Annotated in this window: 21 protein-coding genes and 1 pseudogene; 12 read left to right on the forward strand and 10 right to left on the reverse strand. The window is 32.6% G+C overall.

Annotated elements, in window-relative coordinates; translation table 11 throughout:
- The first annotated feature begins 11 nt into the window (after positions 1-11).
- Both AC1Q7L_RS13840 and AC1Q7L_RS13845 read left to right on the forward strand, forming a co-directional pair.
- Positions 12-1391: an NADH-quinone oxidoreductase subunit N gene (locus tag AC1Q7L_RS13840; RefSeq protein WP_410692750.1), complete on the forward strand. Its 1380-nt coding sequence runs from the start codon at positions 12-14 to the stop codon at positions 1389-1391.
- 74 nt (positions 1392-1465) lie between these two features.
- The gene (locus AC1Q7L_RS13845) at positions 1466-3772 is read left to right on the forward strand and encodes a GAF domain-containing protein (protein ID WP_492306435.1); all 2307 of its coding nucleotides are present in this window, start codon (positions 1466-1468) and stop codon (positions 3770-3772) included.
- Here AC1Q7L_RS13845 and AC1Q7L_RS13850 read toward each other — a convergent pair.
- Both AC1Q7L_RS13850 and AC1Q7L_RS13855 read right to left on the reverse strand, forming a co-directional pair.
- Positions 3769-4692 (reverse strand): bestrophin family protein, encoded by a 924-nt coding sequence (locus AC1Q7L_RS13850; protein WP_492306436.1) that lies wholly within the window; start codon positions 4690-4692, stop codon positions 3769-3771. The genes AC1Q7L_RS13845 and AC1Q7L_RS13850 overlap by 4 nt on opposite strands.
- Before the next feature lie 21 nt (positions 4693-4713).
- Positions 4714-5892: a Pycsar system effector family protein gene (locus AC1Q7L_RS13855; RefSeq protein WP_492306437.1), complete on the reverse strand. Its 1179-nt coding sequence runs from the start codon at positions 5890-5892 to the stop codon at positions 4714-4716.
- 38 nt (positions 5893-5930) lie between these two features.
- Here AC1Q7L_RS13855 and AC1Q7L_RS13860 point away from each other — a divergent pair, with 38 nt between their 5' ends.
- Positions 5931-9632, forward strand: coding sequence for a metallophosphoesterase (locus AC1Q7L_RS13860; protein WP_492306438.1), 3702 nt, complete (start codon positions 5931-5933; stop codon positions 9630-9632).
- Between the two features lie 59 nt (positions 9633-9691).
- Here the strand turns inward: AC1Q7L_RS13860 and AC1Q7L_RS13865 are convergent, their stop codons facing one another.
- From AC1Q7L_RS13865 to ruvX, 6 genes are all read right to left on the reverse strand, one after another.
- Entirely contained in the window at positions 9692-10570 is an 879-nt protein-coding gene (locus AC1Q7L_RS13865; RefSeq protein ID WP_492306439.1) for a hypothetical protein, read from the reverse strand.
- A complete protein-coding gene (gene mazG / locus AC1Q7L_RS13870) occupies positions 10570-11343 on the reverse strand; it encodes a nucleoside triphosphate pyrophosphohydrolase (RefSeq protein ID WP_492306440.1) in 774 nt (257 codons plus the stop codon). Before mazG ends, AC1Q7L_RS13865 begins: the two co-directional genes overlap by 1 nt.
- Positions 11344-11555: 212 nt before the next feature.
- Complete coding sequence (locus AC1Q7L_RS13875) at positions 11556-12299, reverse strand: bulb-type lectin domain-containing protein (protein WP_492306441.1); 744 nt, start codon at positions 12297-12299, stop codon at positions 11556-11558.
- 252 nt (positions 12300-12551) lie between these two features.
- Complete coding sequence (locus AC1Q7L_RS13880; RefSeq protein ID WP_123982996.1) at positions 12552-13112, reverse strand: DUF5606 family protein; 561 nt, start codon at positions 13110-13112, stop codon at positions 12552-12554.
- A 102-nt stretch (positions 13113-13214) separates the two neighbouring features.
- A complete protein-coding gene (def, locus tag AC1Q7L_RS13885; RefSeq protein WP_492306442.1) occupies positions 13215-13787 on the reverse strand; it encodes a peptide deformylase in 573 nt (190 codons plus the stop codon).
- Entirely contained in the window at positions 13784-14200 is a 417-nt protein-coding gene (gene ruvX / locus AC1Q7L_RS13890) for a Holliday junction resolvase RuvX (RefSeq protein WP_492306443.1), read from the reverse strand. Before ruvX ends, def begins: the two co-directional genes overlap by 4 nt.
- 113 nt (positions 14201-14313) lie before the next feature.
- On the opposite strand from ruvX, the gene AC1Q7L_RS13895 reads away from it, so the two are divergent.
- Positions 14314-14790, forward strand: coding sequence for a SixA phosphatase family protein (locus tag AC1Q7L_RS13895; RefSeq protein ID WP_410692739.1), 477 nt, complete (start codon positions 14314-14316; stop codon positions 14788-14790).
- Complete coding sequence (locus AC1Q7L_RS13900; protein ID WP_492306444.1) at positions 14771-15661, forward strand: archaemetzincin; 891 nt, start codon at positions 14771-14773, stop codon at positions 15659-15661. Before AC1Q7L_RS13895 ends, AC1Q7L_RS13900 begins: the two co-directional genes overlap by 20 nt.
- Before the next feature lie 82 nt (positions 15662-15743).
- Here the strand turns inward: AC1Q7L_RS13900 and AC1Q7L_RS13905 are convergent, their stop codons facing one another.
- Complete coding sequence (locus AC1Q7L_RS13905; RefSeq protein WP_492306445.1) at positions 15744-17285, reverse strand: serine hydrolase; 1542 nt, start codon at positions 17283-17285, stop codon at positions 15744-15746.
- Between the two features lie 76 nt (positions 17286-17361).
- On the opposite strand from AC1Q7L_RS13905, the gene AC1Q7L_RS13910 reads away from it, so the two are divergent.
- The 6 genes and pseudogenes from AC1Q7L_RS13910 to AC1Q7L_RS13935 all read left to right on the forward strand — a co-directional run.
- On the forward strand, positions 17362-17811 hold the full coding sequence (locus AC1Q7L_RS13910; RefSeq protein WP_492306446.1) for a hypothetical protein: 450 nt from the start codon (positions 17362-17364) through the stop codon (positions 17809-17811).
- Positions 17811-18308, forward strand: a complete 498-nt coding sequence (locus AC1Q7L_RS13915) for a metallophosphoesterase family protein (RefSeq protein WP_492306447.1) — start codon at positions 17811-17813, stop codon at positions 18306-18308. The genes AC1Q7L_RS13910 and AC1Q7L_RS13915 overlap by 1 nt, the downstream gene beginning before the upstream one ends.
- Positions 18309-18382: 74 nt before the next feature.
- Positions 18383-18877 (forward strand): DUF8465 domain-containing protein, encoded by a 495-nt coding sequence (locus tag AC1Q7L_RS13920; protein WP_492306448.1) that lies wholly within the window; start codon positions 18383-18385, stop codon positions 18875-18877.
- Between the two features lie 18 nt (positions 18878-18895).
- Positions 18896-19612: a DUF3822 family protein gene (locus AC1Q7L_RS13925; RefSeq protein ID WP_066752249.1), complete on the forward strand. Its 717-nt coding sequence runs from the start codon at positions 18896-18898 to the stop codon at positions 19610-19612.
- Between the two features lie 39 nt (positions 19613-19651).
- The gene (locus tag AC1Q7L_RS13930; RefSeq protein WP_492306449.1) at positions 19652-19951 is read left to right on the forward strand and encodes a hypothetical protein; all 300 of its coding nucleotides are present in this window, start codon (positions 19652-19654) and stop codon (positions 19949-19951) included.
- A gap of 25 nt (positions 19952-19976) precedes the next feature.
- Positions 19977-20567, forward strand: a pseudogene (locus AC1Q7L_RS13935) (RsmD family RNA methyltransferase); the annotation flags it as partial.
- Here AC1Q7L_RS13935 and AC1Q7L_RS13940 read toward each other — a convergent pair.
- Positions 20564-20911 carry a winged helix-turn-helix transcriptional regulator gene (locus AC1Q7L_RS13940; RefSeq protein WP_492306450.1) on the reverse strand — a complete coding sequence of 116 codons (348 nt, stop codon included), beginning with the start codon at positions 20909-20911 and terminating at the stop codon, positions 20564-20566. The pseudogene AC1Q7L_RS13935 and the gene AC1Q7L_RS13940 sit on opposite strands and share 4 nt — an antisense overlap.
- 82 nt (positions 20912-20993) lie before the next feature.
- Between AC1Q7L_RS13940 and AC1Q7L_RS13945 the strand changes: the two genes are divergently transcribed.
- Positions 20994-21593 (forward strand): nitroreductase family protein, encoded by a 600-nt coding sequence (locus AC1Q7L_RS13945; protein WP_492306451.1) that lies wholly within the window; start codon positions 20994-20996, stop codon positions 21591-21593.
- Positions 21594-21607 lie beyond the last annotated feature (14 nt).

The raw sequence follows: 21607 nt of genomic DNA on the forward strand, positions 1-21607 counted from the left end.
AAATCTATATTATGAGTGTTTTAATTATTGTTTTCCTAACGGCAATTGTTGCGTTATTTTCAGGAGTTTTCGAACAGGGAAAATTCGCAAGATACATTGGGATTTTTGGATTAATCATCGCATTATATGTAAGCTTCATGCCAGAACTTGCTTTTTTCGAAAAGTACAGACACATGTATGACTATACTGCAAATACTGCCTTATTTACAAAAATATCAATTGTAACTACTTTATTATTATTCTTTTTGGGAGGTTTTGCATTCAGCAACCACAGAAGCCACCAGTCAGAATTGTATGCATTGATGTTATTTGCTCTTTGTGGAGGAATCACCCTTTTCGGTTTCCAAAACTTAGTAACATTATTCTTAGGAGTAGAAATTCTTTCCATTCCTTTATATGTAATGGCAGGTGCCAACAAAACTGATCTAAGATCAAACGAAGCTTCTATTAAATATTTCCTAATGGGTGCATTTGCAACAGGATTCTTGTTGTTTGGTATTGCCTTTATTTATGGAAGTACAGGAACTTTCGATTTATATAAAATTCATGATTTCGGAACACAGAATCCTAAAAATGTAATGTTTATTCTGGGAGTTCTGTTGATGCTTTGTGCAATGGCATTTAAAGTGGCATTAGCACCTTTCCACATGTGGAGTCCTGATGTTTATTCAGGTTCACCATCATTGATTACTGCTTTCATGGCAAGTGTTGTGAAAATCTCAGGATTCTATGCGCTATTCAGATTGATGACGATTGGTTTTGCAGGCGTTACTCATGACTGGATCAATGTATTTGGAGTGTTCTTAATCATCACCTTATTCTTAGCGAACGCAATGGGTCTTGCACAGACCAATGCAAAGAGAATGTTGGCATATTCATCAGTTTCTCATGCAGGATACATCGGTTTGGTTTTCTTCGGAATGACAAGCCTTTCTACCTATAACTTAGCATTCTATTTATTTGCATATTCGTTATCTACAGTAGGAGTATTTATGTGTTTGATCTGGGTAGAAAAATTAAAAAGAGAAACTTCTTTTGGAGCATTCAAAGGATTGGCAAAATCTGAGCCTTTATTGGCAACGGTTGCAGCAATCTCATTGCTTTCAATGGCCGGAGTTCCTTTAACAGCAGGTTTCATGGGGAAATTTGCACTATTCTCTCAGGCGATGAACGGTGCAGCTTTCTTAGTATTGGTAGCCGTTTTAGGTTCTGCTATTTCAATTGCTTTTTACCTAAGACTAATTGTTGCCATGTTCTTCTTTAAAGAAACAACATTTAAAACATCAGAAAAAGTTACCCTAACTTATAATATTGTTGCAGTTTTCATCATCGCTTCAATTATTATGTTAGGAGTCTTCCCGGATCTGTTTGCAAAGCAGTTCGGATTGTAAGAATCAACATAAAAAATAAAAAGCACAACCTTCAAGTTGTGCTTTTTTCATAACTTTACTTTAAATTTCAGCTTTTGTCAAATCTTTATAAAAAAGATGCTCCATTTCAGGTTTTTATATCATTCAAAAAATATTTGGATGTTCTTGAGCATATCCGATATAACGACAGATTAGAATACCGTGTTAATTACGCTGAATCTTTAATTGAAAAAACCAAGAACTTTAAAGAACTTAAAGAAGGTTTTCAGGATACTGCATTATTAGACAAGCATGAAGAGCTCATCAGGCTTTTATTGGCCGATCTATTCCCGACAGGTTTAACGAATAATGAGATAAAAGCGGCAAGTATTCCACTTTCGGATATTACGTTTAATTATACCGAAAGGTTTAAAAATATACTTAAAGACGCCGGAAAAGATTTCGAAATAGAACTTAGAAATATTGATGACGATGAGTTTTACGTATTCTGTTGTTGTCTAATTTTACAGAGTTATTTCAAAAAAGATATAAAAAGTACCTTTCCTTTTTATTATGACATTCCCAACAAACTGGGAATCATGAAGCATTATAAAATTACGGTAAATTCTGATTTTACTGAACTTTTTCCTACAGATAAGGCAACTTTACCATCAGATGAAGTGATTGATATGCTTTTAGAGAATATCGATGATTATAAACTCTGGAAAAAACATTTCCCGTCGCAATCCTGGTTATTGAAAGGTTTTACCATTATTTCCCTTGTAGATTGTACCTCGGAAGTTGCACTGTCAGATCTGAAATCAAGCATGATACAGATCGACCCTGAAAATTTGAATCCCGATGAAAATTTAACCGAAATATTCAAATCCTATTTTGATGTTCCGGAACTTAATTTTGGGTTAATGCTTTTCAATAAAAAATATCAAAGCCTTGAAAAGCTTCCGATTTATGAAAACGTTTTTACCAATCATATTTTAGATTTCTGGATCAATGCTTTTGATGAAGAAACAAGGAAAAATACGTTTGATAATTTAAATCATAATTCTAAAGCAATCGTTGTTTCAAATGTTGATAAGTTGGATGAGGAAGTAAAAAATATAGCTTCTTTCAATATTTTAAAGGATAATAACATCAACAGTTTCATGGTAATTCCTATCATGAGAGATAATGAATTGGTGGCGATTATGGAGTTTACGTCTTCACATGCCAATAGTTTCAACGGGTTAAAACTCAAAAAGCTTGCATTTTTTACAGATATGATTCTTTTCTCAATCAACCGATTCAGTTTTGAGAAAAATTATCAGATCGAAGCCATTATTCAGCGAGAATATACTTCCATTCACGACAGTGTTGTTTGGAAATTCAGAAATGAAGCGGAAAAATATTTCAACGCTTCATTGGGTAAAAAAATATACACTTTAAAACAGATTTCATTTAAAAATCTTACGCCACTTTTTGGTTTTTCGGATATTCGTTCGTCTTCGGAAAAGCGTTTTAATTTGATGCTTGAAGATCTTAATCAACAGATTGATGGTCTTCATGAAATTTTTTCATTAATTAACTCAGATTCAGAAAAATATTTGTTGGCTTTGGATGTTTTTGAGAATGAATTAAACAACGAAATAAAAGCAGATACAGAACAACGTCTCCAAAGGTTATTAAGAGAAGAAATTCACCCTTACTTGCAAGGAAAACTGGAAGTACAGTCAAGCGGAGAAATTAAAACAAAGATCAAAGATTATTTTACACAGGTTTTTACTCAAAATGATCTGTTTTATGCCAACCGAAAAAGTTTAGACGACTCTATCACTTTGGTCAACAGAAAATTGGCGGATATTCTGGATGAAAGTCAGGTCAAAGCTCAGCAGATCTTTCCACATTATTATGAGAGGTTTAAGTCAGACGGAATTGAGCATAATTTATTCACCGGTCATAATATTGCTCCGGATCTTCAATATTCGTCAAAAGTTGTTCATCAGTTAAGATATTGGCAATTGAAAACGGTCTGTAAAATGGAGCAGGATTTTCAAAGTTTCAAAAAAGATCTGCCAATTTCTTTAGATATTGCTTCATTGATTTTTGTTTATAACGAAAAAATAGACATCCGTTTCCGAATGGATGAAAAACGTTTTGATGTAGACGGAGCTTACAATTCGTATTATGAAATCATCAAAAAACGTCTTGATAAAGCCCACATAAAAGATTCAACGGAAAGAATTACCTGTCCCGGAAAGATCACAATCGTCTATTTCGGAATGGAAAATCAAAAGGAATATCTGGATTATATTTCCAGACTTCAGAAAAAAGAAATTCTTCAGTCTGATGTAGAATTTTTGAGGGTTGAAGATTTGCAGGGAATTACAGGATTATTGGCGTTGAGAATATCTTTAGTTCAAATTTAATCAACAAAATAAGAATCCGGTTTCTTCAATTCACCTTGCGGAATTTCCGCCTGTTCGAAAATAGAAAATTCAATCGTTCGGCAGATACTGTTCAAGGCAAGATCATTTTCTTCTTCACCAAACGGCTCCGCAATCTCCTGAATAATAGCATCTAAAGCAATAAAAGTATAACTTATCAACAGTACAATCAAAGGCATCATCCAGCCAAGACTGTCGACCAATCCAAAAGGCAGCCAAAAACAGTATAAATAAACGGTTCTGTGCAGTAAAACACTATAAGCAAAAGGCAAAGGTGTATTATAAATTCTTTCGCAACCACCGGAAATATTAGAAAATTGGTTCAATTGATGATCTAATGAAGTCAAAACAATCGTATCAATATTTCCTTTTTTATTCTGCTCGTTCAGCCAATCTGCAATAAACCCCAAAATAATACTTGGAATGAATTTTTTCCCTTCCAATTGTTTAACCTGCTCAGGAGAAAGCAATCGCGAAAGATGCTCAGTGCCTGATTTATCTCTTAATTGATAATTTAATGACCAGCAAAATGCAGAGATCATTTTTACAATTTTTTGTTTTTCTTCTTTAGCTTCGGGAGAATTATTATTAATTAATGAAAAAATCTGTCTTGTCAGCGATCTTGTTTCAATAACCAAAAGTCCCCAAAGTTTCCTTCCTTCCCAATAACGGTCATAGCTTGCGGAATTGCAAAAGCCCATGAAAATGGCTAAAGCTAAACCTATCAACGTAAAAATTGTAGGATTAAGATGAACTTTATAATCGTAAATTTTTCCCTTAAAAAGATAAACTGCGAAAGAAAACAGCGTAATAAGAACAAGCTGAACAATAATTTTCTTCAATACAGAACCTTTCCATATGAACAACATTTTCAGCCAATTCGTGCGCTGTCTTACAATCATTTTTTTAGATTAAATTAAAAATTATAGTGAAAGAAAAGCATACGCAAAAGAGAGAACGGAAATAATAATTCCGGCCATAAAAATCTGATACGTGATCGATAAAAGCTTATATTTTCTATCTAAAACTTTCCCCAAATAATACAAATCCTTCACCATAGAATCGTAAATGTAGTCTCTGTCTTGGATCAAATCTTTCATCGCATTGTGAAAGTCTCCAAACAGCATCTGATGGAAATTTCCGAAGAATAAAAGGTTTACTTTTCTATCAGCAATATCTTGGTTCGTAAAATTGGTTTTGGTAACGTTCGGTTTTGTAGATAAAATAGCAAAAATGATTGTCAAAACACTTGATAAAAGCAAAACAAAACTCGGAATAATAAGGTGTGAGTTTTTCGGAGTATCCAATTTAGGAACCAAAACAGAAAGACAAACCGAAATAATAATTGCATTTACAGAAAGTAAAATATTCGCTTTGCTGTCGGCAATATCACTTAATCTTGTATGGTTATTCAATGTTACTCTGAACAAAGTATCAACACTTCTGTCCGGCTTTTGTTCTTTTGGCTCTTTCGGTTCTTTTTTGCTTTCGGAATTATCTTTTTTATCTTCTTCTTTTTCTAATTTCTTCTCAATTTTTTTGATATTTTTCTTTTTCAAAGGGTTCCAGTTTTCTTTGGCATAATCGGTGTAATACTGGTGCTTATTTTTAAGCATATCCAGATTTCCCTCATTCCATTCGTCGTTTGAAAAACATCTTACGTTGGTCAACTCCCACTCTTTTCTCAAAGAATCAGAAATATCATTATAATCATGACTTGCAAAATGACTGCAATCTGCATCTTTAGCTATTTTCTCTAAAAGATTTTGAGGTTCATACGTAATTTTAGTCGCTAAAATCAACTTAGAAACATCTTCAATATAATTTTCCGGATAATTTTCTTTTTGTAGAAAATTTTTCAGGATCTCCACTCCTTTTTCTTCATGATTCTGAGCGCACTCAATGTAGCCCGTATCATGAAACCAAAGCGCTAATAATACTTTTTCCTGATCCTCATTGGATACAGGTGTATTTTTCATAATTTCTTCAGCTTTGTTTACCGTATATGTGGTATGAATAAAATTATGATAAAAATATACCGAAGATAACTTATCTTTGAATAAGATTTCAACATAATCTTTGGCTTTGTGTAAAATGCTCATTCCTGAATTTTTGTTATTGTAAATTTATGAATTTATCCTTGAAAAATCATCTAAAAAAAGTTCCGATTATCCTCAGACTATTATTGTTCGCAGGACTTGTCTATTCGTGCGCAACATATAACGTAAAAAAAGGGAAAAACTTATTTGAAGTTAAAAATTCTGATATAAAATCTGAAAATGACTTTAAAATATTCTTAATCGGTGATGCAGGTAATGCAGACGAAGCTCAGGCTCAGAATACGTTGAACCTGCTTAAAAATAAATTAGATTCTGCAGACGAAAAATCAATGTTGATTTTCCTGGGTGATAATATTTATCCGTCAGGAATGCCGAAAGAATCTGATAAAGAGTATGCTCTAGCAAAACAAAAACTGGAAAATCAGCTTGCGATCACAAAGAATTTTAAAGGAAAAACATTAGTTATCCCCGGAAATCACGATTGGTATCATGGTTTGGACGGATTGCAGGCTCAGGAAGATTTCGTTAAATCATATTTAAATGATAAAAAATCTTTTTTACCCAAAAACTCTTGCCCGATTGATGATATCAACCTTACCAAAGACATTAAACTAATTGTAATTGATACAGAATGGGCATTGGTCAATTGGGACAAATATCCGGGAATCAATAAAAATTGCAACATCAAAACCCGTGAAGATCTTTTCGATGAATTTAAAGATTTAGTTAATAAAAATCAGGACAAAAGAATAATTGTTGCGCTTCATCATCCGGTAATCAGTAGCGGAACTCATGCAGGCTACACTTCTCCGAAATCTCATCTTTATCCTTTAAAAGGTAAAGTTCCAGTTCCGGGAGTGGCAAGTTTGGTTAATGTGTTGAGAAGCTCATCAGGCGCAAGTTTAGAAGATATTAACAATCAACATTATGCAGATCTTGCTAACAGATTGAAAAGTATTGTTCAGGAAAAAGAAAATGTGATCTTTGTTTCAGGGCACGATCATAATTTGCAATATCACGAGCAGAGAAATATCAGACAAATCATCAGCGGAGCCGGTTCGAAAACCGATCCTGCAACAATTGCTGAAAAAAGTGATTTTTCATATGGAGGAAATGGTTTTGCTGTTTTAAACCTAAGAAAAAATCAAAGTTCTGATGTAGAATTTTTTTCAACAAAAGATAATAAATTTCAAAAGCTTAGTCATATTTCGGTTGTTTCAAAACCTGATGTGTTTGTAAACAATTATCCTACTTCTTTTCCGGCTAATGTTTCATCCACAATTTATCCTAAGAAATTAACCGAAAAAGGAAAATTTTATACTTGGCTTTGGGGCAAGCATTACAGAAATTATTACGGAATGCCAATTGAAGCTCAAACAGCCAATATTTCTGAGTTGGATGGAGGTTACACGCCTTTTAGAGAAGGCGGCGGAAACCAATCCAATAGTTTGAGATTAAAAGCTAAAGACGGACAGGAATTTGTGATGAGAGGTGTTAAGAAAAGCGCCGTTCGTTTCCTGAACAATATGGCTTTTAAGAAAAGTACTTTCGGAAATGAATTAAACAATACTTTTCCTGAAAAATTCTTGCTTGATTTTTATACTACCAACCATCCTTTCACACCATTTTCTGTTGGAAATATGGCTGATAAGATTAATATTTTTCATAGTAACCCAAGGTTATTTTATATTCCCAAACAACAAGGTTTAGGTGAATTTAACATCAATTATGGAGATGAAATGTATATGATTGAAGAACGTTTTTCATCAGATCCAAAAACTTTACAGTCTCTTGATAATGCAAAAGACATTCTTTCGACGGATGATGTTTTGAAAAATTTCACGAAAAATTATAAATATTCAGTAGATCAGGAATCTTACATCAGAGCGAGAATTTTTGATATGCTGATCGGTGATTGGGACAGACATTCCGACCAATGGAAATGGGCAGAATATCAGGATGGAGACAAAGTGATTTACAAACCGATCGCGAAAGACAGAGATCAGGCGTTCAGTAAATATGACGGAGCAGCTTTCAAAATCATCATGAATGTTCCCGCAATTCGTCACATGAAAACATTTAAAGATGATATTAAAAATGTAAAATGGATGAATATGGAGCCTTATCCGCTAGACTTGGTCTTTTTAAAAGGTTCTACCGAGGAAGAATGGATCGCACAGGCAAAATACATTCAGGAACATCTGACTGATAAAGATATTGATGAAGCTTTCAATAATATTCCAAAAGAAGTAAAAGATGAAACAATTGCTGATATTCAACGAAAATTAAAACTAAGAAAAACCAAATTACAGGATTACGCAGCCAGATATTTTGATGTTTTACAGGAAAAAGTTCCGTTAGCTGGAACCATGAATCCCGATAAATTCGTGATTACCAAAACCGGAAATTCTGTTGAAGTAAAACAATATAAATTAGATAAAAACAAAGAAAATCCCGAGTTGGTATTCGAAAAAACTTATAATGATTCTAAAACAAAAGAACTTTGGATCTACGGTTTGGAAGATGATGATATCTATGAAGTTTCGGGAGACGGAAGACCAAAAATCAACATTAGACTGATTGGAGGTTACAATCATGATGTTTACAATGTTGCCAATGGAAGTAAAGTGAAAATCTATGATTTTAAATCTCAGAAAAACACGTACACAGGCGCAGGAACTAAACATATTTCTGATGATTATGATGTTAATACTTACAATTATAAACACCCTAAATATAATTTTGTAGCAGGTTATCCGAATGCTGATTACAATCCTGATGACGGCTTAATCATTGGTGTTTTGGCAAATTATACGGTTAATAATTTCATCCGCGATCCTTATACTCAAAAACATAGTTTGAAAGCTAATTTTTATACTGCAACGGGTGGATTTAATTTAGTCTATAAAGGAATTTTCAAGAAGGCAATTTCTGATTGGGATTTTAATTTGGATGCATCATTTACGACTCCAAGATTTTCGGAAAATTTCTTCGGTTTATCTAATGAAAATGAATATGACAAAGAAAATGTAGAAAGAGAATATAACAGAGCGAGAATTTCAAAAATCAATTTTGCACCGTCTATTTCTAAGAAAAGCTGGATGAATTTGGAGAATAAATTTCAGCTTACTTTTGAGAATAATAAAGTACAGAGCAATAATGATCGTTTCGTAGATCAGTCGCCTGATGTAAGACCTGAAGTTTTTACAAGTCAGCAATTTGCCGGTGCAAACTATACTTTTAGTTTTAAAAATTTAGATAATAATGCTTTTCCTACTTTAGGACTTGAATTCTTGGTAAACGCCGACTGGAAAACCAATCTTTCAAATTTTGATAAAAACTTTTTAACATTAACCGGAACTTTAGGCATTGATCACAGACTTGATAAAAGAGGAATTTTCGTCTTTGCCAATTCGAGTAACGTAATGTGGATCAACAATAATAATTTTGAATTCTACCAAGCTGCAGCCATCGGTGGAAGTAATGGAATGAGGGCTTTCAGAAATGACAGATTCTCAGGAAGATCCTATTTCACTAACAATTCGGAGATTCGTTGGGATTTCGGGAGAATAAGAAATACGATTATCCCTGCCAACATGGGAGTCTTGGTTGGTTACGACATTGGACGAGTTTGGAATGATAACGAATATTCAAACAGATGGCATCAATCTGCCGGAGTTGGATTCTGGATCAGCGTTGTAGAAATGTTCTCCGCAAGGCTGAATTATTTCTATGGTTCGGATGGCGGAAGAATTTCCGGAGGTGTGGGAATGACGTTTTAATTTCCTTGACAAATAATAAAAAAATCCGCAGATAATTTCTGCGGATTTTTTGTTTTCAATTAAAAAGAGAATTTATAAACATTCCCTCCTGTTTTTTTATCCTTTTCATCGGCGATCAGTAATGTTTTATCATCAACAAAAACAATTGCTTCTTTTTGGGAATTATGATTTAAAGGTATTTTCTGAATTTTAGCTGAATTAAAATTATTCACCGTAAATCCTGAAAGTACATGAATATTTTTATGTGTTAATAATACGATCTTATCTTTTGTACTATTAATAGTTGCTGAAGTAATCGCAGCATCATTGTAACCTCCTTGGAGCTTCAATTTCCCTATCAATTTCGCTTCAAAATCACCTTCTTTATTTGGAACCTGGAAAACTAAGAAAGTTCCATCAAACCCTTTGCTTCTGTTTTTTGTGAACAGATAAAAATTTCCGTCCATTTCTACAAAAGCTTCGCAATCATATAACCAATTTGATTTTTTTGGAGGAAATTCTGTTTGCCCTTCATAATGGAAATTTGTTGTCTGAATAGCTTTTGCCGTTTTTTGAGAAGCATCCTTTAAATCCAATTTTAAGATAGAAAGATTTTGTCTGTTATTTTCATTATTTCCAAAATTTCCGATGTAAATATTACCTTGAGAATCTTTTGTAATATCTTCCCAGTCATTGTTTTCTGCATTTTCAACCAAAACATCGGCAATCAAGTTACCCTGAGTATCTAATCCGTAAACAACATTTTTATTCCCCTGATCTTCTATTACCCAGATCGTTTTTTTATCCTGAGATAAAGCAATCCCGGAAACTTCCTTTAATTTTTTAGGTAAAGAAAATTCTACTTTTAAAGTATCTTCTTTCGGCTGATCGGTTTGGTTTTTCGGATTGCAACCAACAAGCAAAAGCGAACTTATCGCACAAAACATATACATTTTCATTAGTTTTTATTTAATAGTTTAGCTTCTTCCCACAGAACGTCCATTTCTTCCAAAGACATGTCTTCAAGCTTTAAATTTTTCTCTAAAGCAATAGTTTCCATTTTTTGAAATCTTGAGATAAATTTCAAATTAGTTCTTTCCAAAGCTGAATCAGGATTAATTCCTGAAATTCGCGCATAATTGATTAGTGAGAAAAACACATCGCCCAATTCCAATTCTTTTTTATTAAGATCAGTTTCAGCATGAAATTCCTGAATTTCTTCATCTACTTTTTTCCATGCATCTTCGGCATCATGAAATTCAAACCCAATTCCTTTTACTTTATCCTGAATTCTGTACGCTTTTACAATACTTGGCAAACTTTTCGGAACTCCGCCCAAAATAGATTTATTTCCTTCTTTTAATTTTAATTTTTCCCAATTCTGTTTTACTTCTTCTTCATCTTTCACTTCTACATCACCGTAGATATGAGGATGGCGGAAGATCAGCTTTTCATTTAAAGAATTAATCACATCAGCAATATCGAAACTTTCTTTTTCAGACCCTATTTTCGAATAGAAAACAAGATGAAGCAACACATCACCCAATTCTTTCTTAATCTCCTGCAAATCGCCCTGCAAAATGGCATCTGAAAGCTCGTAAGTTTCTTCCAAAGTCAAATGACGAAGAGATTCTAGCGTTTGCTTCTGATCCCACGGACATTTTTCACGTAAATCGTCCATAATATCCAATAATCTTCCGAAGGCTTCTAATTTTTCCTGTTTGGTATTCATAGTTTGAAAATTCAAAGTAGTACAAATTTAAGGTAAATATTTACGTTGAACTACTGTTCTTAAGCTTGAATAAAATGCAGTTAAGTATTTACAACTAAAATATTATGGTAAAAATAATATTAACAAATTTCAAAAAAAATCATTAAAAACAGAAAATCCGTCTCACTTTTTATTATTGTGAGACGGATTCTTTATTTTTCAAGTAAATTAATTTATTGTTGAGAACTTGATGCCCAAAGAACATTATTATTTCTATCATAAATCACAAGATTTCCATCATCCTGTACACTCAATCTGCTTGCACCCCTGTTGTTTGTATTTGATTTCCAAACAGCTTTATTGTATGAATCATAAACAACAAGATTCCCATCTTTCTGAAATTCAGCACGTCCACCTTTATTATTAGTATCAGATGACCAAATTGGTGTACCATTACTTCTAGATAATACTAAGTTTCCGTCTGCTTGGAAAGATAGATAATATCTTGAGTTAGGTGAATACGTTTTATTTCCTGAGCGAAATGTATGTTCTAAATTAATATTCCCAGTTCTTTGTCCGCTTGAACCATTATTTCCTCCATTAATAGATGCCCACAAAGGATTATTATTGTTATAAATCACCAAATTTCCATCATCCTGAACAGTAAGTTTATTTCCACCACGGTCAGCTGTGTTTGTGCTAAAAACAGCACGGTTTCTTAAACCATACACCACTAAATTACCATCATCCTGAAATATTGCACTACTGCCTCTATTCGCCGTTTTAGACTCCCACACGGGAGTGCCTGACCTTCTGTAAAAGACCAGATTTCCATCGTTTTGAAATTGAAGATAAAACTGTTGATTATCCGACCAATATTTTCTGTCTTGTTGTAAAGACTGCCCGTTTCGTATATTTTGCGCGTTTATAAGTAAACCGAAGAATATGCCTATTAATGCTAATAAATTTCTGCTCATTTTTAATTTATTTTTATGGTTTGTAGTTTTCTAAAAGTATGCCAAACAACAGCAAAATTTCCATATAAATATAATAATTTAATACGGAACAATTTAATTCCTTAACAAATGTATCAACCAAAAATCATAATATCTAGAATTTATAAAAAGAAAAAACAGTAAAGACCTGAAAATCTTTACTGTTTTTTTAATCAACTTTATTTGTTTAATCCTGCATTATTTTTTCAGGATTGGTTAATTCAAATGAATGAATTATCCCATTTTTCTGTGTGTACTTTTTGTAGCTGCTTTTGCTCCAGAAGACGCTTTTGCTTTTGGTGCTGCAGGTTTGTCAGCCTTTGGTGCTGCTTTTTTAGGAGCTTCCTTATCTGTTAAAGTTACTTCACCTGTTACTGGGTCTAAAGTTTCAGGTTCAGCTTTTACAAAACTTTCAGGAGTGATGTATCCTGCTTTGTGTAAAATGTTGTACCATTGAGCCAATTTCTTGATATCAGAAGCATACACTCTTTCTGTATCATAGTTTGGAAGAGACTCACCCATGAAATCCTTCAATTCTGCATCTGTAGATTTGTGAGAAATCGTTTCTTTATAATCTTGGTTTTTAGCAATATTTTCAAATACTTCAAACAAAGGAACTTCCTTATCAAATGTAAACATCGCAATATTATCAAGCAAACTTACTTGACTAGAGTTTCCAATGCTAACTTTCTTTTTTGTAGTAACATCTTCAATAATAAAACCGTTTCTTAATTGAGAAACTAATTTGTAAAGTCCTGGTTTTCCAGAGATTGAAATTATTTTTTCTAACAGCATAATTTTATTTTTTTTAAATGTAGCAATCGGCTTTTACGCTTCGACAAGCTCAGCGTGGCAGCTTTTTGCAGTTTATTATTTTTTTACTTAATTATTCTCTACCTATTTTGGAAATCTCATTTTATAGCTGATACTTACATCACCCTGAGAAATCTTTGTCAATTTACCTTTCACCAATTTCTTCTTCAAAGAGCTTAAATGGTCGGTAAACAGCGTTCCTTCAATATGATCATATTCATGTTGAATTACGCGGGCTCTAATATCGGAAAAAGTTTCCGTATGCTTAACGAAATTTTCGTCATAATATTCTATAAGGATATTGCTTTTTCTCTTAACGTCCTCTCTTACGTCGGGAATCGAAAGACATCCTTCATTAAATTTCCATTCTTCGCCGGATTCTTCAAGAATTTTAGCATTGATGAAAACTTTCTTAAAGTTTACCAATTCATTCTTAATATCCTCATAATCATCATCATCAGCTAATGGAGAAACATCTATGATAAATAAACGGATATCCAGACCAATTTGCGGTGCAGCCAATCCTATGCCATTTGCACTGTTCATTGTATCGAACATGTTTTCTATCAATTCTTGTAATTCGGGATAATTCTTGTCTATATCTTTGCCTACTTTTCTCAAAACAGGATCCCCAAAGGCTCTTATCGGTAAAATCATCTTGTTCTTTGTTCTAAAAAATTCTGCAATATGATGGTTGCACTTACTTTATCTATTAATCCTTTTTCCTGTCTCTGTTTTTTGCTTTTCCCACTTTGAGAAATAAAAAACGAAGCCATTTTGGACGTAAATCTTTCATCTAAACGATGAACGGGTATCTCTGAAAATTCTTTTTTAAAATTTTCTATAAATTTTAGAATATCAGTTTCTATCTCGGAAATATTTCCTTTCAAATCTGTAGGAAGCCCTACAACGATGTCATTTACTTTGTTTTCGGTGAAATATTTTTTTAAAAATTCCATTAAAACTGGAGTTTGTACAGTGTCTAGACCACTGGCAATGATCTGCATGTCATCTGTCGCCGCAATACCGCAGCGAGCCTTTCCATAGTCTATTGCAAGGATCTGTCCCATAAGTTTGCAAATTTAGTAAATTTTAATGATTTTATTCATCACGTAGTTTTTTTTATAAATCATGTTTCATTCCATTATTTTTTTTATAATTTTAATCTTCCAAAAACGAAATTATGAAGAAACTCATCCTTGTAAGACATGCAAAAAGCGACTGGCCGGAAGAAACAGAGGATTTTGACAGACCTCTGGCAGACAAAGGGTTAGAAGATGCTATGAATATGTCCAGATTTTTAAAATCAAATAAAATTTCGATCGATTACCTGGTATCGAGCCCGGCAGTCCGTGCTTTGAATACGTGCAAAATTTTCAATCAAGCTTATCAGATCAAAATTATGACTGATGAAAAACTATATAATCCATCGGAAAGAAATTTTGAATCTGTAATTTATGACTTGGATAACGATCATGATTCCGTAGCAATTTTCTCACATAATAATGGGATTTCTAACTTTGCGAATTCCATTTCTGACGATATTTTTCATTTTCCGACTTGCGGTGTTGCAGGTTTTGAAATCGACTGTAATTCGTGGTCTGAATTCGATGGCGCGAATAAGAAATTATTATTTTTTTATGAGCCGGGGAAAATTTAATTTCATTTTTAAAACATTTTTCTTATCAATATTTATATTCTTTTTTTCGTGTGAAAAGAAGGAAAAGACTTATTTTGAAACCATTTCATTAAATGATGTAAAACTTTCGGCTCCACAACAAGGTGAATGGAGATATGATCGAAATGAAAAATTTCAGACTTTTGGTGATTTTCAAAAAATGGAAAAAATTAAACCTGAAGCTGGGAAAAATACGATTTATCTACAGCCAATTGGAGATTTTAATGATTTACAAAAGAAAGAAATTGAACTTACTAAAGAATATTTAAAAATTTATTTTCAGCTTGAAACTAAGGTTTTACCAACTTTATCTAATGCTATTTTTCCAAAATCTGTCAAAAGAATATTTAAAAATGGGCAAGAACAAATTCTCGCAGGATATGTTTTGGATAGTATTTTAATTAAAAGAAAACCAAAAGATGCCGTTGCATTCATGGGAATAACAGAAAGAGATCTTTTTCCGAAACCTGAATGGAACTATGTTTTTGGAATAGCATCCTATCAAGATGGCGTTGGCGTTACTTCAATGTATCGATTTGCTGATGGAAATTTAACCGAACTAAATTTTAATAAAAGTCTCGAAAGGCTTATAAAAATAAGTTCCCATGAAATTGGACATATGTTTGGAATCAGCCATTGCCTGAATGCCAATTGTGTGATGAATGGAACAAATCATCTTCCTGAAACCGATTCTCATTTCGCGAGAGCATGTTCGCTTTGCCAGCAAAAACTGAATTCAAGTATTAAATATGATAATAAGAAACGATTGCTTGAATTAAAAACATTCTTTGAAAAACAACACTTAAAATCTGAACTGACAAGAACTGAACAGGATTTGAAATTGTTAAAATAAGTTTCGGCTAAAGCCAAATATTAGACTACAAAACAAAAAAACGGACTAAAGTCCGTTCCTATTAATAATAAATATTCTGTTTTTATTTTCTCTTCAAATCCAGATCTTCAAAATCGAAGCTGAAATCGGTAACGTCCGAAATAGGTTTCAATTTTGCAGACTGTGCTTTTCCATTTTCATCATAATTAAAAATAATGTAAGAATCGGCGTCATAGCTTCTATCATCCCATTTTATAATAAAAGAATTGTTCGAATATGGAAGAAGTTCACCTTTTAATCTAGGAGAATTTTTGCATGAAATTCTATAATTATTTCCTTGCTGAGAAATTTCTACATCTCCAAACCAAATATCATTGTAACTTCCTGCAAACTGTTCTGCTTTTGGTTGAAGATTTTTATCTTTTTTAAATGAATCAGATTTCGCAAAAGCTTCTTTCTTTTGTTTTTCATAAACAGCTTCGTTTTTTATCATTCTTTCACCGTAAGTTTTAAGCCAATTTCGGTCTGCAACACCTAAATAAGAATCTTTTACAGTGTTAGTTATTGTATTGAAAGCCGCTCCAGACTGTTGATTAGTCAAGACCACAATTCCTAATTTCAAATCTGGAATTAATGTAAACTGAGTTACTGTTCCAATCAATCCACCTGTATGCTGAACTTGTTTATGACCTTTAACATCGCTTAAAAACCAACCCATTCCGTAACCGTAAAAGCTAGTATCATAAGGACTTTTTGCAGCTACTTTATCCGGAATCTGTAAACTCCAAAGCTGTTGAACATTTTTATCTGAAACTAATTTTTTCCCTCCTTTTGTAGTGAAATTATTCAGTAAAAATTCTGCCCAAGTCGTCATGTCCTTAATGTTGCTCATAATTCCACCTGCAGCGTTGGCTGTTTCGTTCCAGTCGTGAGGAACTGCGATCGCTTTTCCTTCTACAGGAGCGTGAGCATCAATTTTATTGGTTACGGCTTTTGCTCTGTTATAACTTCCGAAACTTGAAGTCATACCAACAGGTTTCATAATTCTCTGTTCGATAAAATCTGCCCAGCTTAATCCTGAAACTCGGTGAATCACTTCTCCGGCCACGATAAACATGATGTTATTGTAATCTAAAGTCGTTCTGAAAGGATTTTCAGGTTGCAAATATCTTACGTTATGAACAATATCATTCACCGTTAAATTTCCCCCTTCAGGAAAAAACATCAAATCACCTTGTCCCAACCCTAATCCGGCTCTGTGCGTTACCAAATCTTTAATCGTTACATTTTGAGAAACATAAGGATCATACATTTGAAATTCAGGGATATATTTTGAAACTTTATCATCCCAGCTCAACTTCCCTTCATCCGCTAAAATCGCCAATGCAGTGCATGTAAAACCTTTTGAATTGGAAGCAATTCCTACTAAAGTATTATCGTCCATTGGCTGTTTTGTTGTTAAAGAACGTACCCCAAACCCTTTTGAATAGATTAGTTTACCATCTTTAATCACTCCGACAGACATTCCGGGAACGTCAAAGGTTTTTAAGGTATTCTGGATCAATTCGTCCAGTTTTTTTTCTTCAACCTGCGCAAAAGACATCAGAGAAAGAAAAATAAAGAACAAAGAAAAGTTATGCTTCATTATTTTAAAATTTTCTCAAAGTTAATCAATTCAGCATTTATTGAGTAAATTTGCATTTCGATTTAAACACTAAAAAATGACAACAAAAAAACTATTAGCTTTCTTTTTATTTATATTCAGTTTTAATTTTTATTTCTCACAAGAAGTTGTAATAAAGGATGATAAAGTTCTTCTTGATGGAAAGCAGATTTTAAAGGCCGAAAAAATCAATGTTTTTCAATATTCTTTCTTTACAATGAAAGATGATGATGAAATTTTAATGTGGAAATATATGGATAACGAAACTCCCAAATACATGGAAGACGATTATTTTATCCTGAAATTTCTGACTGAAAAAGTAACAGTAGAGACAACAGATATTTCAAAAATTGCCAATTTTATGAACTCCAGAAAAGGAATGGAAAAGTTGATCAAATGGCTATTAAAAGAAAGAGTGATCAATAATGAAGGTGAATTAAACCCAGAACGTGTTGCCATTTTCAAGGAAAAATATGACGAAAATATTACCGAAAGAACTGTTAGATAATGACCAAAATTCTCCTCCTTTCCGATTCTCATTCCTACATTGATGACCGAATTTTAGAATATGCCCGACAAGCTGATGAAATTTGGCATTGCGGCGATTTTGGAAGTTTCGAAATTATTGAAGAACTTGAAAAAATTAAACCTTTAAAAGGCGTTTACGGAAATATTGACAATGCTAAAATTCGATCTGAATTTCCTGAAGTAAACCGATTTTTTTGTGAAAATCTGGAAGTTTTAATGATTCATATCGGAGGTTATCCCGGAAAATATACACCTTTAGCAAAAGAAGAAATTATAGAAAAAGCTCCGAAATTATTTATTTCAGGGCATTCTCATATCTTAAAGGCGATGTATGACAAAAAAAATGATCTTCTTCACCTTAATCCCGGAGCTTGCGGAAAACAGGGTTGGCATAAAATGAGAACAATGATGCGTTTTGTGGTTGATGGTGAAGAAATAAAAGATTTGGAGGTTATAGAATTGGGATCAAAAACTTGATGTTTTAAACACTATATCACTATTTAAATTCTTGATATTATTTGTGTCTTTTGTGTTTGTACTTAAAAATTATTATGAAGATAGGCGATAAAGTTTCTGTAGTAGACGAAGATTTAAGTGGAATTGTGACTTCCGTTCATGGAAAAACTGTGGTTTTTAAAGATGAATATGGATTCACCTATCAATATCCACAAGAGAAATTAGTTCCGAAAAATGCTGATCTTTATGAAAATATTAAAGTTGTAAGAAAACCCGAAGCCAAGAAAATTGTTTCAAAAAAACATCAGAATAATGCTTTGGTTTTAGACTTACATTTTCATAATTTAGTTAAAAATCCTAATGATTATGATAGTTTCGAAAGGCTGTTTATTCAAAAGGAAAAACTATTACAAAGTATTACTTTTTGCAGAAAAAATAATTTAAAAAGATTGGAAATCGTTCACGGAATTGGTGATGGCGTTCTCCAGAGAATGGTTTTTGATGTTTTGGAAAGCCAAAGTAATCTTGATTTTTACAATAAAGATATACTTCATCATCAATCGGGTGCGGTAATGGTAGAATTTCACTAAATTTGCAACAATTGTAATATGAACGTACTTAATTTACTTTTTACCAAAGACGGATTGATCTACCAAATAGCTAAGAATAAAAGCATTTTGGAGGAAAAATCTTATTTCGTTACAGAGGAAACTCCGGAAAACTTCATTGCTGATCAACTGGATGACATTCTCATAAAACAAAGATTTGACGAAATTCATGTAATCTCGTCACTGAATCATTTTACCCTAATGCCTGAAGGATTTTCAGAGCATGATGCAGGCTTTGAACTGATTGCTTTCAACGCTCCTGTAGACAAGGAAAACGAAGAACTGATGCTTTCTGTGAATAAAAAATTCAAGGTTCAGTTTTATTATACTTTTCCGAAAACTTTTTACAAGAAAATAAAAGAATTGGCGATTCCTGTTCATTTTAATTTTTCAGGAGAGAAGTTTTTAAATTCGATCAACAATAAAAATAATAAAGAAATTCACATCAATTTATATCATAATCAGTGTGAATTTTTTGCCATTGACAATAAAAAAATCATCTTATATAATAATCTGGATGTAAATTCGGAGGTAGATTTTCTTTATTTTGTAATGTTTACTTTAAGCAAAATCGGTTTTGGAATCAATGAAACCAGCTTTTTTGCTTACGGAGAAACCACTGAAAATGAAACCTTTATTTCAGAATTACAGAAATTTGTAAAGAATCTGAAAATTGTATTTGATAATATTCCTAATAAGAATTTTATACTTGTATAGTCTAACTTCGTTTTCAACTAAAAACTTTAACCATTTATCATGAAAAAATCTGTTCTTTATTTTGTAATAGCTATATGTAGTTTCGTTATTACTTCTTGTGGCTCGACTAATATCAGTGATCAAAAAGACGGTCTATCTTATGAAACGGCAGTCAAAGCAAAAAGTGTAGAAAACGAATATTTATTTATAAGACAAAACTGTAATGATTGTAAAGTAAAATCACAATCATTAACTGAACACAACGGGAAACCCTTTGATGTAATAACTGTAGAAAAAACTGACGGAACAACATTAAAATATTATTTTGATATAAAATCTTTTTACGGAAAATTTTATTAAAAAATAAAACAACAACTCAACTAAAAAAATGTACAGAATAATATCCGGCCGATGGAAAGCCAAAAAAATAGCAGCTCCAAAGAATTTTGATGTAAGACCGACGACGGATTTTGCAAAGGAAGCTTTGTTCAGTATCATAGAAAATACGTATGATATGCAGTCGATCTCCGTGCTGGATCTTTTCGCAGGAATTGGTTCTATTACGTTTGAATTTGCGTCGAGAGGCTGCAAAGACGTAACATCCGTAGAGATGAATCCAAAACACACTTCTTTCCTTAATTCTACCGCTGCAGAGCTTGATATGTCTGTACAGGTGAGTGTTCAGAGAGGAGATGCTTTTGATTGGTTAAAAAAATTCAGAAATAAAAAATCTTTTGAGATCGTTTTTTCTGATGCGCCATTCGAGATGGAAGAAAAAAAATACTACGAACTACTTTCTTTAGTGTTGAATAACAAATATTTAAAAGAAAACGGTGTTTTGATTGTTGAACATCAAAGCAGACTGAAATTCGATCATCCCAACTTTTTAGAAACCAGAAAATACGGAAACGTGAGTTTCAGTTTTTTTAAACCAAATACTGTAGAAACAGTAGAAATAGATAACCAGGAAATTTAATTCTTGGTTATTTTTTTTGAAATTTCTACCGCATCCTGACCCCATTTTGTAATTTCAGTTAAAACAGGAAGTAATGTTTTTCCAAAATCCGTTAATGAATATTCTACCATCAAAGGTGGTTTTTCTGTGAAAACTTTTCTGTCGATAATATTATCTTCTTCTAATTGTTTTAATTGAAGACTTAACGTTCTTTCCGTTATTGTGGGAATTAATTTCCTCAATTCGTTATATCTTTTTGCTCCATCAATTAAATAAAACAAAATTACTGCTTTCCATTTTCCACCTATAAACCTCATTGTGACGCTAGTGCAGCAAGGATATGGCTTGTTATCTACTGTGTACATTTATACTATCATTTTTTACCGTTATTGCAAAGTTAATAAACTTAAATTAATTTTGTAACTATAAAAATGATAGTATAAAATTATGAACTTTTTAAACAAAATGAAAACGAGGTATACTGTAAAAAAATACAATCCTCAAGGAATCATCAGCGAAGAACAGGTAGCACAATTGAAAGAGATTTTAAACTTAAGTCCATCTTCCATCAACAGCCAGCCATGGAATTTTGTGTTTGTAAATAATCTTGAAATTAAAACTGAATTGGCAGAAGCTTCTTATTTTAACAAAGAGAAAATTGTAGATAGCAGCCAATTAGTTGTATTTCAGGTGATCAAAAACGTAAAGGATTTCGAAGAGCAGATTGAGGAAAACCTTCCCGAAGGTTCCATCAATTATTACAAAAACTTTGTAAAACCAAAAGGTGAAGAAGCCATAAAATCATGGCTTGGACATCAGGTTTATCTGTCTCTGGGAGTTTTTCTTTCTGCTTGTGCTGATATGGGAATTGATTCTACACCGATGGAAGGAATTGAAACAGATAAATACAACGAGATTTTGAAAAATGAAGCCTATGAAACTTTGTTTGCAGTAGCAATCGGTGAGAAATCCGAAGAAGACAGCAATCAACCTAAATTAAATCCAAAGAAAAGATTAAAAGTTGAAAAAGTAATTTTAGAATTTTAATTACAATAAAAGCT

Source organism: Chryseobacterium sp. GW823-FHT05E08 (genome assembly GCF_058795655.1).

What these genes read in the sequence shown, in the direction of transcription:
- AC1Q7L_RS13840 (WP_410692750.1), top strand. Translation starts at nt 12, where the DNA reads ATGAGTGTTTTAATTATTGTTTTCCTAACGGCAATTGTTGCGTTATTT.
- AC1Q7L_RS13850 (WP_492306436.1), bottom strand. Translation starts at nt 4,692, where the DNA reads ATGATTGTAAGACAGCGCACGAATTGGCTGAAAATGTTGTTCATATGG.
- AC1Q7L_RS13855 (WP_492306437.1), bottom strand. Translation starts at nt 5,892, where the DNA reads ATGAGCATTTTACACAAAGCCAAAGATTATGTTGAAATCTTATTCAAA.
- AC1Q7L_RS13865 (WP_492306439.1), bottom strand. Translation starts at nt 10,570, where the DNA reads ATGAAAATGTATATGTTTTGTGCGATAAGTTCGCTTTTGCTTGTTGGT.
- mazG (WP_492306440.1), bottom strand. Translation starts at nt 11,343, where the DNA reads ATGAATACCAAACAGGAAAAATTAGAAGCCTTCGGAAGATTATTGGAT.
- AC1Q7L_RS13875 (WP_492306441.1), bottom strand. Translation starts at nt 12,299, where the DNA reads ATGAGCAGAAATTTATTAGCATTAATAGGCATATTCTTCGGTTTACTT.
- AC1Q7L_RS13880 (WP_123982996.1), bottom strand. Translation starts at nt 13,112, where the DNA reads ATGCTGTTAGAAAAAATAATTTCAATCTCTGGAAAACCAGGACTTTAC.
- def (WP_492306442.1), bottom strand. Translation starts at nt 13,787, where the DNA reads ATGATTTTACCGATAAGAGCCTTTGGGGATCCTGTTTTGAGAAAAGTA.
- ruvX (WP_492306443.1), bottom strand. Translation starts at nt 14,200, where the DNA reads ATGGGACAGATCCTTGCAATAGACTATGGAAAGGCTCGCTGCGGTATT.
- AC1Q7L_RS13895 (WP_410692739.1), top strand. Translation starts at nt 14,314, where the DNA reads ATGAAGAAACTCATCCTTGTAAGACATGCAAAAAGCGACTGGCCGGAA.
- AC1Q7L_RS13900 (WP_492306444.1), top strand. Translation starts at nt 14,771, where the DNA reads ATGAGCCGGGGAAAATTTAATTTCATTTTTAAAACATTTTTCTTATCA.
- AC1Q7L_RS13905 (WP_492306445.1), bottom strand. Translation starts at nt 17,285, where the DNA reads ATGAAGCATAACTTTTCTTTGTTCTTTATTTTTCTTTCTCTGATGTCT.
- AC1Q7L_RS13910 (WP_492306446.1), top strand. Translation starts at nt 17,362, where the DNA reads ATGACAACAAAAAAACTATTAGCTTTCTTTTTATTTATATTCAGTTTT.
- AC1Q7L_RS13915 (WP_492306447.1), top strand. Translation starts at nt 17,811, where the DNA reads ATGACCAAAATTCTCCTCCTTTCCGATTCTCATTCCTACATTGATGAC.
- AC1Q7L_RS13920 (WP_492306448.1), top strand. Translation starts at nt 18,383, where the DNA reads ATGAAGATAGGCGATAAAGTTTCTGTAGTAGACGAAGATTTAAGTGGA.
- AC1Q7L_RS13925 (WP_066752249.1), top strand. Translation starts at nt 18,896, where the DNA reads ATGAACGTACTTAATTTACTTTTTACCAAAGACGGATTGATCTACCAA.
- AC1Q7L_RS13930 (WP_492306449.1), top strand. Translation starts at nt 19,652, where the DNA reads ATGAAAAAATCTGTTCTTTATTTTGTAATAGCTATATGTAGTTTCGTT.
- AC1Q7L_RS13940 (WP_492306450.1), bottom strand. Translation starts at nt 20,911, where the DNA reads ATGTACACAGTAGATAACAAGCCATATCCTTGCTGCACTAGCGTCACA.
- AC1Q7L_RS13945 (WP_492306451.1), top strand. Translation starts at nt 20,994, where the DNA reads ATGAACTTTTTAAACAAAATGAAAACGAGGTATACTGTAAAAAAATAC.